The sequence below is a fragment of the Variovorax sp. TBS-050B genome (assembly GCF_029893635.1).
Taxonomy (GTDB): domain Bacteria; phylum Pseudomonadota; class Gammaproteobacteria; order Burkholderiales; family Burkholderiaceae_C; genus Variovorax.
This window is the reverse complement of the sequence record NZ_JARXYR010000002.1, coordinates 230,442-244,537: the sequence shown is the minus strand read 5'-3', so window position 1 is coordinate 244,537 and position 14,096 is coordinate 230,442. Positions and strand designations below refer to the sequence as shown.

The window sequence follows — 14,096 nt, the reverse complement described above, 5'->3', positions numbered from 1 at the left end:
GTGAACCGCACTGTAGCCGAGCACGGCGGCGGCGGCGTGTCGGCCGGCGCCGCCCGCCGCTGCCGCTCAGCGCCGCGCGCGCAGCGGCAGCGCCACCGGTGCCAGCGTGGCCCGCAGCCGTGCGGGTGCGTCGGGTTCGGCGGGGCTCTCGACCTCGAGCGAGCGCTCGACGTTGCCGATGTGGTCGAGCATCAGCCGGCGCGCCTTGTCGGTGTCGCCGGCTTCCAGCGCGGCGACGATGGCGCCGTGCTCGGCGCACGACTGCCCGGCTTCGTGCTTCGACTGGTAGAGCGTGGCCGCCAGCGTGGTGCGGGCCGTGAGGTCGCGCAGCACATCGACCAGCAGCTGGTGCCCCATCTGCTCGGCCAGGCAGACGTGGAAGTCGGCCAGCAGGAAGGCGCGCGTGGCGGCATCGGCGCCCTCGATCGCGCGCTGCTCGTCGGCGATGTGGTCGCGCAGCTTGCGGATGGCCTTCTGCAGCGGCCGGCCTTCGCTCTCGGCCAGGATGCCGGCCTCCACGATGCGGCGCGCCGAGAAGGCATCGCGCGCCTCTTCGGCCGAAGGCTCGACCACGTACCAGCCGCGGCGCGACTGCACCTCGACGAAGCCGCGCGCCTGCAATTGCATCAGCGCCTCGCGCACCATGGTGCGGCTGACCGCGAAGTTCTCGGCCAGCGCCTGCTCGCCGAGCCGCTCGCCGGGCGCGAGCTTCTGCGCGAGGATGGCCTCGACCACGCGCTCGGCGATGGCGGTGGGGGTGACGTCGGTGCTCATCGCGCTCAGTGGCTGCCGACGCGCGCCGCGCCGGTGGCGGCGAGCGGCGGCACGGCCACCGGCTCGGCCGCGGCTTCCTCGTCGGGCACCCAGGTGCCGTCGAGCACCGCATGGGCGCGTTCGCGGTCGATGTCGCCTTCCCAGGCCGCCACGGCCACGGTGGCCACGCAGTTGCCGATCAAGTTGCCGAGCGCGCGCGCGATGCCCATGAACCAGTCGACCGAGAGCACCAGCACCAGCCCGATGGCCGGGATCGCGGGAATGGCGTGCAGCGTGGCCGCCAGCACCACGATCGCCGAGCCCGGCACGCCGTGCGCGCCCTTGGAGGTGACGAGCGCGATGGCCAGGATGGTCAGCAGGTCGCCCATGCCGATCGGTGTGTTGGTGGCCTGCGCGATGAACACCGCCGCGAGCGTGATGTAGATCGAGAAGGCATCGAGGTTGAACGAGTAGCCGGTCGGGATCACCAGCCCCACGGTCGAGTCGCGGATGCCCATGCGGCGCAGCTTGGCCATGATCTGCGGCAGCACGCTGTCGGACGAGGTGGTGGCGAACACGATCGCGAGCTCCTCGCGCAGGTAGCGCAGCAGCTTCCAGAGGCTGAAGCCCGACATGCGCATCACCGCGCCGAGCACCACGAACACGAACACCAGCACCGCGCCGTAGAACAGCGCCACCAGCATGCCCAGCTGCTTGAGCGAGCCGACGCCGTACTTGCCGACGGTGAAGGCGATCGCGCCGAGCACGCCCAGCGGCGCGAGCTTGATGATGATGCCCATGATCTTGAAGAGCACCAGCGAGAGCGCGTCCACCACCACCGCCACCGGCTTGCCGCGCTCGCCCAGCAGCGAGAGCGCGCAGCCGAACAGCACCGCGAACAGCAGCACCTGCAGCACGTCGCCGGTCGCGAAGGCGTTGACCACCGTGGTCGGGATCAGCTTCATCAGGAACTCGACCGTGCCGCCGCTGGTGAGCTTGTCGGCGTTCGAGGCATAGGCGCTCATCGCGGCCGCATCGAGCTTGCCCGGGTCCACGTTCATGCCCACGCCGGGCTGGAACACGAAGGCCAGCACCAGCCCCATCGCGAGCGCGAGGGTGGTCAGCACCTCGAAGTAGATCAGCGCCTTCACCCCGACCCGGCCCACGCGCTTCAGGTCGCCCGCGCCCGCGATGCCGTGCACCACCACGCAGAACACCAGCACCGGGATGATCATCTTGATCAGCTTGATGAAGCCGTCGCCGAGCGGCTTGAGCTTGACGGCGAATTCCGGGGCGACGAGCCCCAGTGCGACACCGACCAGGAGCGCGAGGACGACCTGGCCGAAAAGGGAGCGGGTGAAGCGACGCATGGGGTTGTCTCCGGTTGTGCTTGCATGCATGCAAGTCGTCAGCAATCTTGCATACAAGCAATGTAGGCAAGGAGCGGCCGACGAGGCAGAGGGTATTCCCTGGGAAACCGCATGCGAGCACGCTCTGCGGCTGCCTTCACAACGTACATTCCTGTTCCAAGGCCGCGCAAAGGCATTCAGTGGGCGGCCGAAATGCTCGTTTGGGCGCATGTCCCCGCAACCTGCGAGCAATTTCGCCAACTGTCGGACCTGTCGTCGCAACGCAGACGCTCGGTACTGGAAGCCAGATGACATGAAGCTCGGAGGCCCAACGGCGATCCTTCTGACAACGTTGACCATCCTCTGCGCGGCCGCAGGGTGGTATGGCTGGGAGCGCGGAAAGCAGCCGCGGGCTTCTGCGGTGGACGCCTGCAGGAAGCAGTGCCACCCCTTGCCTGGGCAGGTCAGGGGCGAAAAGCGGATCCCCAATGCGCCGGAGGGCTGGCGCAACTATCCCGTTCTTCCGACCTGCGTCTGCGGTTGACCGGCGGTGCCGGCGGCCGCTTCAGGCCGCCGAAGCCATGACGACGCGGTCGCGCCCCGCCGCCTTCGCGCGGTACAGCGCCTCGTCGGCGCGCCCGAGCATGTCGTCGATGTCCGCGCCGGGCCGGTGCGGCGCCACGCCGATGCTGACAGTCACGGCGCCGACGGCCGCGAGCGGCGAGTCGGGCGGCAGGGCCTCGCGGGCGTGCGCGCCGAGGCGTGCCGCGAGCTCGGCGGCCTCGGCGGGCGATGCATCCGGCAGCAGCACCACGAACTCCTCGCCGCCGTAGCGGCCGAGCAGGCCGCTGTCGCCGAGCGCGCGCTCCATGCGGCCGACCACCTCGCGCAGCACGGCGTCGCCGGTCTGGTGGCCGAAGCGGTCGTTGATCGGCTTGAAGTGGTCGACGTCAACCATCATCAGCGCGAGCCGCCGCGCCTTCGCCGCGCCCTCGCGCGCCGCGGCGGCGAGTTCGGCCTGGCAGGCCTCGAGCAGCGCGCGGCGGTTGAGCACGCCCGTGAGCGGATCGCGCGTGGCGAGGAACTGGAACTCCGAGCGCATGCGGTCGGTGGCCATCAGGATGGCCGCGATCGTCAGCAGCAGCACGGTGAAGGAATACATCGAGATGTAGAGCGACTGCAGCCAGGTCGCGTCCATCAGGCTGCTGCCGGCCATGCCAGCGAGCACCGAAACCAGCCGCGCCGCCGCCACCGTGGCCTGCAGCAGCAGCAGGCCCGTCATGAGCTGCTTGCCGAACACCCGGTCCTTGTGCCGCAGGTACAGCGCGGCATGGTTGAAGAACAGCGCGGCCACGAGCGCGGTCACGACCAGCAGCCGCATCGCGTAGTCGGGCTTCACCTCGCTGTACCAGAAGAGCAGCACGCCCATCAGCAGGTTGATCGCGACCCAGGCGCGGGTGTTGCTGCGGCCGAGCAGGAACTTCTGGCTGCCCGCGTAATAGAGCGTGCAGGCCTGGAACAGCACCATGTTGGCGACCACGATGGTGAAGAAGTCGGGAATCACGTCGCGCGCCGAGAACAGCACGGTGCTCGCGAAGGCCACGAGCGGCGCCCACGACCACTCACGCAGCCCGCCGATGCTGGCCGGGTAGGCGCGCCGCATGAAGAACACCACCACCGACATCACCATGCCCATGAAGCCGGCCAGCACGATGACGGACCGGGGGTCGAGAACGGAAGGCAAGGCACCCATGTGCCCCGGATTCTGCACGGCGGCGCGGACGCTTCCGTGGCGGCGCCTTCCGGAGGCTGTCTGCGCCGACCTAGGGTTTTCCCTTGGCAGCGCGTCCGAAACGCCGGACGGCCGGCGCGGCCCACGTCCGGAAGCTCGGCGGCCGGTTGCTGCGGCTTGTGACTTTTCTCAATGAAATCAATGGCTTGGATCGTCCCAGCATGTGATTTCCACTGGCATGTGCGTTGCTCCACGTTCCCGCCCGCTGCCATCCGGCGGCGCACGAAAACCAGGAGATAAACCGTGGATCACGCACCCGCATCCCCCGCCGCACCCAAGCCTTTCTACCGATCGCTCTACTTCCAGGTCATCACCGCCATCGTCATCGGCGTGCTGCTCGGCCACTTCTACCCCGACACCGGTGCCGCGATGAAGCCGCTCGGCGACGGCTTCATCAAGCTCATCAAGATGATCATCGCGCCGATCATCTTCTGCACCGTGGTGGTCGGCATCGCGGGCATGGAGGACATGAAGAAGGTCGGCAAGACCGGCGGCCTCGCGCTGCTGTACTTCGAGATCGTGAGCACCATCGCGCTGATCGTCGGCCTGATCATCATCAACGTGGTGCAGCCCGGCCACGGCATGAACGTGGACGCGAGCCAGCTCGACACCAAGTCGATCGCGGCCTACACCGGCCCCGGCAAGATGGCCTCGACGACCGAGTTCCTGCTCAACGTGATCCCGAGCACCGTGGTCGATGCCTTCGCCAAGGGCGAGATCCTGCAGGTGCTGCTGATCGCGGTGCTGTTCGGCTTCGCGCTGCACCGCTTCGGCGGCCGCGGCACGCTGGTGTTCGACTTCATCGAGAAGTTCTCGCACGTGCTGTTCGGCATCGTGGGCTACATCATGAAGGTCGCGCCCATCGGCGCCTTCGGCGCGATGGCCTTCACCATCGGCAAGTACGGCGTGGGCTCGCTGGTGCAGCTCGGCGCGCTGATGGCCACCTTCTACGCCACCTGCCTGTTCTTCATCTTCGTGGTGCTCGGCGCGATCGCGCGCGCGCACGGCTTCAGCATCTGGAAGCTGATCAAGTACATCAAGGAAGAACTGCTGATCGTGCTGGGCACCTCGTCGAGCGAGGCCGCGCTGCCGCGCATGATGGCCAAGATGGAGAACCTCGGCGCGAAGAAGTCGGTGGTGGGCCTGGTGATTCCCACGGGCTATTCGTTCAACCTCGACGGCACCTCCATCTACCTGACGATGGCGGCGGTGTTCATCGCGCAGGCCACCAACACGCCGATGACGCTGACCCAGCAGCTCACGCTGCTGCTCGTGCTGCTGCTCACCTCCAAGGGGGCGGCGGGCGTGACCGGCAGCGGCTTCATCGTGCTCGCCGCCACGCTCTCGGCCGTGGGCCACGTGCCGGTCGCGGGCCTGGCGCTGATCCTCGGCATCGACCGCTTCATGTCGGAAGCGCGTGCGCTGACCAACCTGATCGGCAACGGCGTCGCGACCCTGGTGGTCGCCAAGTGGACCGGCGACCTCGACAGCGCGCGCATGACGCGCCACCTGAACCAGGAAAGCGGCACCGAGGCCGACGAGCCCGAGCTCGTGCTCGACGCGACCGACGCGCACATGCCGGTCAAGGCCTGAGAGGCCGCTGAAATCGGACGTCCGGACGCAGAGGACGCGAAGGTTCCGCGAAGGACGAAAAGGAATATGCAGGGGAGCTTCTGGTTTATCTTCTGCGACTTCTGCGTTGCTTTCGTCTTCCTTCTGCGTTCGGCTGTCCGCTCCCTCTTCGACTTCATCCGAGAACCCACCCCGTGACGATCACGCCGCGCACGCTTCGCTCGGTGCTTCGCTGGAGCGCTGCGCTGGTGCTCGTGGCGCTCGCGGCCCTCGTCGGGCAGCGCATCGCGCTGCAGGCGGGGCTCGCGCGGCTGTCGGAGGCGGCCGAGCACCGGCTCGACATGATCGCGACCGGGCTCGATGCCGAGCTCACGCGCTTCGACTACCTGCCGGCGCTGCTCGAGATGACCCCGGTGGTGCCCGAGCTGCTGCGCGCGCCGGGCGATGCCTCGCTGCGCGATGCGGCCAACCGCTACCTCGCGGGCGTCAATGCCACCGCGCGCGCCGAGATGCTGTACGTGCTCGACGCCGGCGGCACCTCGCTCGCAGCCTCCGACTGGGACCGGCCGGGCACCACGCTGGGCCAGGACTTCTCGTTCCGCCCCTACATGATCGATGCGCTCGCGCAGGGCCGCGGGCATTTCTACGGCGTCGGCATCACGAGCCGGCGGCCGGGCTACTACCTCTCCTATGCGCTGCGCCGCGAGCAGGCCATCCTCGGCGTGGTGGCGGTGAAGATCAACCTCGAGGACAACGAGTCGGCCTGGCGGAAGCTGCCGGGCGACGTGGTGGTGGTCGACCAGCGCGGCGTGGTGATCCTCTCGACGCGCGACGACCTGAAGTTCCGGCCGCTGCTGCCGCTCGACGCGCTGCAGCGGGCCGAGGTGCTGCGTTCGCGGCCCTATGGCGAGGCCGCGCTCGCGCCGCTGCGCTGGGAGCGCATCCAGGCGCTGGGGCCGGGCGTGGCGCTGGTGCGCGTCGAGGGCGCGGACAAGCTGGCGGCCAGCCGGATGCTGCGCCATGCGCCCTGGCAGCTGATGACGATCGACGACCTCGCCGCGCTGCGCGTGGGCGCGCGCAATGCGGGCGCCACCGCCGCGCTCGCCATGGTGGCGCTGCTGCTGCTCGGCGTCGCGCTCTGGCAGCGCCGCCGTGCCGAGCGCCAGAAGCTCGCGAACCAGGCTGCGCTGCAGGCCGCGCACGACAACCTCGAGTCGATGGTGGTCGCGCGCACCGCGCAGTTGCGCGCCGCGCAGGACGAACTCGTGCAGGCCGGCAAGATGGCGGCGCTCGGCCAGATGTCGGCCGGCCTCGCGCACGAACTCAACCAGCCGCTCACGGCGATGCGCACCTTGTCGGAAAGCGCCGCCATCCTGCTCGACCATGGCCGCGACGACGAGGTGCGCGGCAACCTGCAGCGCATCCGCGACATGGTGGACCGGCTCGCGCGGCTGACGTCGCAGCTCAAGACCTTCTCGCACAAGAGCCGGCTCGGGCCGGCGCCGGTGTCGCTCGCGCATGCGATCGGCGACGCCCGCGTGATCGTCGCGAGCGCCGCGGAGAAGCACGGCGTGCAGATCGAGGTCGACATCGATCCGCCGCAGCTCGCGGTGATGGCCGACGAGGCCGCGCTTGGCAGCGTGCTCGTGAACCTGATGCGCAACGCGATCGAGGCGATGGAGCACATGCCCCAGCGCGTGCTGCGGCTGGAGGGGCGGCTCGGCGCCGACGGCCGCGCGGTGCTCAGCGTCAGCGACACCGGCCCGGGCATCCGCGACGACGTGGCGCCGCGGCTCTTCGAGCCCTTCGTCACCACCAAGGCCGCGGGCGCGGGGCTCGGGCTCGGCCTGGTGCTGTGCGCGCAGCTCGTGCGCGCGATGAACGGCGGCCTGCGCGCCGCCAACCGCGAGGACAGGGACAAGGACAAAGGCGAGGGCGGCGGCGCATACTTCGTGGTCGACCTGCCCGCCGCGCCGCCTTCGACCCCGCCATGACCAACCCGCCGCCCGCCGCCGCCAACGAAGCCCCCGCGATCCGCGTGCTGCTGGTCGAGGACGACGACGACGTGCGCCTGAGCACCACGCAGATGCTGAGCCTCGCGGGCTTCGAGGTCGAGGCCTTTCCCAGCGTGGAGCGGGTGCGGCCGCACATCGTCTTCGGCGTGCCCGCGGTGGTGGTGTGCGACGTGCGGCTGCCGCGCATGAGCGGCACCGAATGGCTGCCCGAGGTGCGCGGCATCGACCCCGAGCTGCCGGTGATCCTGGTCACCGGCCACGGCCACATCGCGATGGCGGTGGCGGCGATGCGCGACGGCGCCTACGACTTCATCGAGAAGCCCTTCACCACCGAGCGGCTGGTGGCGATCGTGCGCCATGCGATCGAGCGGCGCCAGCTCGCGCTGCAGGTGCGCAGCCTGCGCGAGGCGCTCGACAACTGGAACGGCATCCAGTCGGTGCTGATCGGCCGCTCGGCGCAGATGCAGCAGGTGCGGCGCAACGTGATGACGCTGGCCGGCACCTCGGCCGACGTGCTGATCTACGGCGAGACCGGCACCGGCAAGGAACTGGTGGCGCGCTGCCTGCACGAGCACAGCGCGCGCCGGCGCCAGCATTTCGTGCCGCTCAACTGCGGCGGCCTGCCCGAGGCGCTGGCCGAGAGCGAACTCTTCGGCCACGAGGCCGGCGCCTTCACCGGCGCCAGCCGCACGCGCGTGGGCAAGTTCGAATACGCGAGCGGCGGCACGCTGTTCCTCGACGAGATCGAGAGCATGCCGATGGCGGTGCAGATCAAGCTGCTGCGCGCGCTGCAGGAACGCAGCGTGGAGCGCATCGGCGCCAACAAGCCGATTCCTTTCGACTGCCGCGTTGTGGCGGCGAGCAAGGACGACCTCAAGGAGCTCAGCGACCGGCAGAAATTCCGCGCCGACCTGTACTACCGCATCGGCGTGGCCTTCATCGAGCTGCCGCCGCTGCGCGAGCGGCGCGAGGACATCCCGCTCCTGTTCGAGCATTTCGTGCTGCAGGCGGCCGCGAAGTACGACCGTCCCGCGCCCGTGCCTAGCGCGGCGCAGATGGCCGACCTGATGGCCTACGCCTGGCCCGGCAACGTGCGCGAGCTGCGCAACGTGGCCGACCGCTTCGTGCTGGGCCTGCTCGGCGAGCGGCTCACGCAGGTGCGCGGCATCGGCCTGGGCGACGCGCCCGCACTGCCGCAGGCGCTGCCGCAGCAGGTCGAGGCCTTCGAGCGCGCGGTGATCGTCGAGGCGCTGCGCCGGCACCACGGCGACCAGCCCGCGACCGCCGGCGCGCTCGGCATCGCGCGCCAGACGCTGTTCGACAAGCTGCGCAAGCTCGGCATCGCGGCCGACGAGTTCAAGTAGCGCCCGGCGCTACCATGCGCCGATGCGGACACTTTCACTTCCAGACGGTGGCGAGATGCCGGTGCTGGGCCTCGGCACCTGGCGCATGGGCGAGGTTTCAGGCCGCCGAAAGGCCGAGGTGGCCGCGGTGCGCGAGGCGATCGCGCTCGGCTACCGCCTCTTCGACACCGCCGAGATGTACGGCGAGGGCGGCGCCGAGAGCGTGCTCGGCGAAGCCATTGCCGGCGCGCTGCGTGCCAACGAGGTGCGGCGCGACGAGCTCTTCGTCGTCAGCAAGGTCTATCCGCACAACGCCAGCCGCCGCGGCACGCCCGCGGCCTGCGAGCGCAGCCTGGCGCGGCTCGGCCTCGACGCGATCGACCTCTACCTGCTGCACTGGCGCGGCAGCCATCCGCTCGCGGAAACCGTCGAGGCGATGCAGTCGCTCGTCGCGGCCGGGCGCATCGCGCGCTGGGGCGTGAGCAACTTCGACACCGACGACATGCGCGAGCTCGAAGCGGTGGTGCAGGGCGGCCCGCCCTGCGCGGCGAACCAGGTGTACCTCTCGCTCGGCGAGCGCGGCCCCGAATTCGACCTGCTGCCCTGGCTGCGCGAACGCGGCATGCCGCTGATGGCCTACAGCCCGATCGACCAGGGCGCGCTGGCGGGCGACCAAGGGCTCGGCAAGCTGGCGTCCGAACTCGGCGTGAGCGCAGCCCAGCTCGCGCTCGCGGCCGTGATCGCACGGCCCGGCGTGGCGGCGATCCCCAAGGCGGTGGGCAGCGCCCACCTGCGCGAGAACTTCGCCGCGGCCTCGCTGCAACTCGATGCCGGGGTGCTCGCGAAGCTCGACCGGCTGCATCCGCCGCCGAAGCGGAAGATGCCGTTGGCGATGATCTGAGGCTGTTGAAAGCGGACAGCCGAACGCAGAAGAAAGACAAAGGTCCGCAGAAGTCGCAGAAGACACCTTTTTTGGCTGTTCTTCTGCGACCTCTGCGCAACCTTCGCGACTTCTGCGTTCGGCTGTTCGTCTGCGATTCAGTGCGCGTCCGCGTGCTTCGCCGCCGCGATCACCGCCTCCTCGTCGTGCTTCGCGCCGTTGAGGAACAGGTTCAGCGCCACTGCCGCAATCGACGCGAGCAGGATGCCCGATTCGATCAGCGAATGGATCGCATGCGGCATCCACTGCTTGAAGTTGGGCGCGATCAGCGGAATCATGCCGATGCCGATCGACACCGCGACGATCATCGCGTTGTGGCGGTTGTGCTTGAAGTCCACGCCCGCGAGGATGCGGATGCCCGTGGCGGCCACCATGCCGAACATCACGAGGCCGGCGCCGCCGAGCACCACCGTGGGCAGCGATTCGACCAGCGCCGCCATCTTCGGCAGCAGGCCCAGCACGATCAGGATCACGCCGCCCGCCACGCACACGTAGCGGCTCTTGATGCCCGTGACCGCGACCAGGCCCACGTTCTGCGAGAAGCTGGTGTAGGGGAAGGTGTTGAAGATGCCACCGATCAGCGTGCCCAGGCCGTCGGTGCGCAGGCCCTTGGCGAGGTCCTGCTGCGAGATGCGGCGCTCGGTCATCTCGCCGAGCGCGAGGAACATGCCGGTCGATTCGATCATCACCACGACCATGATCAGCGTCATCGTGAGGATCAGGACCGGGTCGAACTGCGGCATGCCGAAGTGGAACGGCAGCACCACGTCGAACCAGGCCGCCTTGCCGACCTTCTCGTAGGTCATCAGGCCCGTGGCCGAGGCCACCACCGCGCCGATCACGATGCCGAGCAGCACCGAGATGTTGGCGACGAAGCCGCGCGCGTACTTCACGATCAGCAGGATCGACACCAGCACCAGCGCCGCCACGCCCAGGCCCGACAGATCGGCGTACTTGGGGTTCGGCACCGTCGGCATGATCGCGAAGCCCTTGGGCACCGCGGGGATGGAGCTGCCCGGCGAGGTGACCTCGGCGAGCCACTTGGCATAGACCGGATCGACCAGCGCGGGCGCCGTCGGCCCGACCGGGTTGCCGAAGATCCAGTTGATGCCCACGCGCATCAGGCTGATGCCGATGACCGCGATGATCGTGCCCGTGACCACGGGCGGGAAGAAGCGCAGCATGCGGCTCACGAAGGGCGCGATCAGGATCGAGACGATGCCCGCGCCGATGATCGCGCCGAACAGCAGTTGCGCGCCGTTCTGGCCCGGATTGGCGTTGGCGATGGCGACCATCGGCGCCACGGAGGCGAAGGTCACGCCCATCATCACCGGCAGCTTGATGCCGAACCACTGCGTGGCGCCGAGCGCCTGGATCAGCGTCGCGATGCCGCAGCAGAACAGGTCGGCCGAGATCAGCAGCGCCACCTCGTCGGGCGTGAGCTTGAGCGCGCGCCCGACGATCAGCGGCACCGCCACGGCGCCCGCGTACATCACCAGCACATGTTGAAGCCCCAGGGCCGCGAGCTTGCCCGAAGGCAGGCGCTGGTCCACCGGATGGACTGTGGAAAGGGAGTCGGCCGACATCGTGAATCTCCTGCTGCGGCAATGAGAGAAAGACAGATGGAGGGCGTGGCGCGCAGTCGTCAAGCGCGTCCACCGCATCTGGTGTACGCGAAACTGTATACAATTTATGCGGCAATTCTTCTTGAGGAAAACCCGGGTGCCGCGTATCCGGGTGTTGCCGCGGCTCCGCGCTTCTCCGGCCACCGGATACGGCCCGTCCTCGAACGGCTCGGCGTGGTAGCCCTTGCTGCCGACCGCGAGCGCGAGTTCGCTGCGAAAGTCGCGGCCTTCGCGCAGGCACCGCAGCACATGCGCGAAGCCGAAGCGCGGGTTCCAGCCCAGCGCCTGCCGCGCACGCGCGTTCACGTACACGCGGTCGATGCCCGCGGGCAGGGTCCAGCCCCGCTGCGCATAGAGCGCCTCGCCATCGGGAAAGAGCCGGCGCAGCACGCGCGGCGCATCGTCGCGCAGCAGGGCGAGGTCGCCGGGGCCGAAGGGCGTGGTGGCCGAGACGATGTAGCGCCCGAAGCCGAGCGTTGGTGCCCGCTCGGCGGCACAGAGGTGCGCGTCGACGATGTCCGCGATGTCGGCACGGCGGTGCAGCAGCTCGTTGGCCTGCGCGTTCTCCAGCGTGTGGCGCGCGCGGGCCTCGGCGTCGTCGTCGGCCTCGGGAAAGAAGCGCGAGGTGCGCAGCACGATCGCGTTCAGGCCGTGCCTGCGATGGAAGAGCTCGCACAGGTCCTCGGCCGCGGTCTTGGTCACGCCGTAGATGTTCTTCGGGACCGAGGCCACCTCCTCGGTGATCCAGGCCGCAGGCTCGCCCGCCGCCGGCGTGAGCGCGGCGCCGAAGGCGCTGGTGGTGCTGGTGAAGACGAAGGCCTCGACGCGCGCCGCCACCGCTTCCTCGAGCAGCGCGAGCGTGCCCGAGACGTTGGTGTCGACGAAGTCCTGCTTCGGATGCGTGGCCACGTGGGGCTTGTGCAGCGTGGCCGCATGCAGCACCGTGCGCACGCCACGCAGGCAGTCGCGCACGAAGCCGCAGTCGGTGATCGAGCCCACGCGGTCGGTGAACGGCGACGCGAGCAGGTCGATGCCGCGCGCCGCCCGGCCGTTCGCGCGCAGCGTGCGCATCAGCGCTTCGCCGAGATGGCCGGCGCTGCCGGTGACCAGGACGACCACGGGCGCTCCTTTCAGGCCAGCAGCGCCTTCACCAGATCGAGTTGGCGGTCCGGCTTGCCGGTGCCGAGTTCGAGGCTGGCCTCGATGCGCTCCAGATGCTCCGTCATGCTCGCGACCGCGCCTTCGACGTCGCCCTTGCGGCAGATGCGCAGGAAGTCGGCGTGCTCGTCGGACGAGCAGTGCGGATCGTTCGAGGAGTGGTAGACCATCGCGATCAGCGAGCTGCGCGCGACGAGCTCGCGCACCAGTTCCGCGAGCGTTCGATTGCCCGTGGCCTCGGCCAGCACCACGTGGAAGTCGCCGAGCAGCTTCTCGCGCACGGTGCTGCCCATGGTGGTGCTCTGGCGCAGCGCGTTGCGCTCGAAGCGGATGTGCTGCTCCAGCGCCTGGTAGTCGCGCGGCCGGGCGTTGGCGATGAACAGGCGCACCACCTCGGTCTCGAGGATGCGGCGCACCGCGAACACCTCGCGCGCTTCCTCGACCGTGGGCTGGCAGACGAAGGCGCCCTTGTCGGGAATGATCTCGATCAGCTTGTCCTTCGAGAGCGTGAGCAGGGCCGCGCGGATCTTCGTGCGGCTCACCGAATAGACGCGCCCCAGCGCCTCCTCGCGCAGCCAGGTGCCGGGCGGCAGCCGCTTCTCGACGATGGCGGTGGCGATGTCCTGGGCAATGCTCTCGATGGAGCTGTTCCTGTCGGCCGCGCCGGCGGGCACGGAGGCCGGACCTTCGTCGATCGGCGAGGGCGCGGCGGGCGCGGGCTTGGCGGTGGATCGGGGGGCGCGTGGCATGGGCGGATTGTCGCTCGACGGTCGACGCCCCCGCGGCCCGTGCCGGTCAGCCGTGGAGCGTGAAGCCTTCGAGCGCGCCGACGATCGGCTTGGGCAGCGGCTGCGCGAGCTCGCCGCGCTTGCTCGTGCCGAGCCGCAGCGCCACCATCGATTCGACCAGCTTGGTGCCGGCCGCCACGCCGTCGATCACCGGCACGCCGAGCAGCCCGGCGATGTGCGCGCACAGGTCGGTCATGCCGGCGCAGCCGAGCACGATGCAATCCGAGCCGTCCTCCTCGAGCGCGCGCCGGCATTCGTCGACGATGCGTTCGCGCGCATTGGAGCCGGGTTCTTCCAGTTCGAGCACCGGCAGTTCGCAGGCGCGCACGTTGGCGCAGAAGCGCTGCATGCCGTAGATCTCGGCCAGGTGCCAGGCCTGGCCCATGGTGCGGCTGAGCGTGGTGACCACGCTAAAGCGGCTCGCGACCATGCTCGCCAGATGCATCGCGGCCTCCGCGATGCCGACCACCGGGCCGCGTGCGAGCTCGCGCGCGGCCTTGAGTCCCGGGTCGCCGAAGCACGCGATCACGTAGCCGTCGATGCCCTCGCGCTCGCCGGCCGCGATCTCCTGCAGCAGGCCGGGCACGGCCAGCGCCTCGTCGTAGTGGCTCTCGATCGACACCGGTCCCATCGAGGGGCTCACGGCCACGATCTCGGTGCCGGCGTGCGCTACCGCGCGGGCGCAGGCACCGATCTTCTCGGTCATGCTCCAGGTGGTGTTGGGATTGATGATCTTGATGCGCACGTGGCGGCCTTCCTTT

General features: G+C 69.5%; 10 protein-coding genes and 1 pseudogene. 4 read left to right on the top strand and 7 right to left on the bottom strand.

Annotated features, from left to right (window positions below):
- Positions 1–66: 66 nt before the first annotated feature.
- From M2165_RS03985 to M2165_RS03975, 3 genes are all read right to left on the bottom strand, one after another.
- The gene (locus M2165_RS03985) at positions 67–774 is read right to left on the bottom strand and encodes a GntR family transcriptional regulator (RefSeq protein WP_280813386.1); all 708 of its coding nucleotides are present in this window, start codon (positions 772–774) and stop codon (positions 67–69) included.
- Between the two features lie 5 nt (positions 775–779).
- Positions 780–2,123 (bottom strand): C4-dicarboxylate transporter DctA, encoded by a 1,344-nt coding sequence (locus M2165_RS03980; protein WP_280813385.1) that lies wholly within the window; start codon positions 2,121–2,123, stop codon positions 780–782.
- 544 nt (positions 2,124–2,667) lie between these two features.
- Positions 2,668–3,855: a GGDEF domain-containing protein gene (locus tag M2165_RS03975; RefSeq protein ID WP_280813384.1), complete on the bottom strand. Its 1,188-nt coding sequence runs from the start codon at positions 3,853–3,855 to the stop codon at positions 2,668–2,670.
- Positions 3,856–4,137: 282 nt separating this feature from the next.
- Between M2165_RS03975 and M2165_RS03970 the strand changes: the two genes are divergently transcribed.
- The 4 genes from M2165_RS03970 to M2165_RS03955 all read left to right on the top strand — a co-directional run bounded on the left by M2165_RS03970 (position 4,138) and on the right by M2165_RS03955 (position 9,725).
- Positions 4,138–5,487, top strand: a complete 1,350-nt coding sequence (locus tag M2165_RS03970) for a dicarboxylate/amino acid:cation symporter (RefSeq protein WP_280813383.1) — start codon at positions 4,138–4,140, stop codon at positions 5,485–5,487.
- A 173-nt stretch (positions 5,488–5,660) separates the two neighbouring features.
- A complete protein-coding gene (locus M2165_RS03965; RefSeq protein ID WP_280813382.1) occupies positions 5,661–7,460 on the top strand; it encodes an ATP-binding protein in 1,800 nt (599 codons plus the stop codon).
- Positions 7,457–8,845 carry a sigma-54 dependent transcriptional regulator gene (locus tag M2165_RS03960; RefSeq protein ID WP_280813381.1) on the top strand — a complete coding sequence of 463 codons (1,389 nt, stop codon included), beginning with the start codon at positions 7,457–7,459 and terminating at the stop codon, positions 8,843–8,845. Before M2165_RS03965 ends, M2165_RS03960 begins: the two co-directional genes overlap by 4 nt.
- Before the next feature lie 22 nt (positions 8,846–8,867).
- Positions 8,868–9,725, top strand: coding sequence for an aldo/keto reductase (locus M2165_RS03955; RefSeq protein ID WP_280813380.1), 858 nt, complete (start codon positions 8,868–8,870; stop codon positions 9,723–9,725).
- A 137-nt stretch (positions 9,726–9,862) separates the two neighbouring features.
- Here M2165_RS03955 and M2165_RS03950 read toward each other — a convergent pair whose 3' ends face one another.
- The 4 genes and pseudogenes from M2165_RS03950 to M2165_RS03935 form a co-directional block, all read right to left on the bottom strand.
- A complete protein-coding gene (locus M2165_RS03950) occupies positions 9,863–11,350 on the bottom strand; it encodes a nucleobase:cation symporter-2 family protein (protein ID WP_280817463.1) in 1,488 nt (495 codons plus the stop codon).
- Between the two features lie 540 nt (positions 11,351–11,890).
- A pseudogene (locus tag M2165_RS03945) lies at positions 11,891–12,508 on the bottom strand (NAD(P)-dependent oxidoreductase); the annotation flags it as partial.
- 11 nt (positions 12,509–12,519) lie between these two features.
- Entirely contained in the window at positions 12,520–13,296 is a 777-nt protein-coding gene (locus tag M2165_RS03940) for a GntR family transcriptional regulator (protein WP_280813379.1), read from the bottom strand.
- 46 nt (positions 13,297–13,342) lie between these two features.
- On the bottom strand, positions 13,343–14,080 hold the full coding sequence (locus tag M2165_RS03935; RefSeq protein ID WP_280813378.1) for an aspartate/glutamate racemase family protein: 738 nt from the start codon (positions 14,078–14,080) through the stop codon (positions 13,343–13,345).
- Positions 14,081–14,096 lie beyond the last annotated feature (16 nt).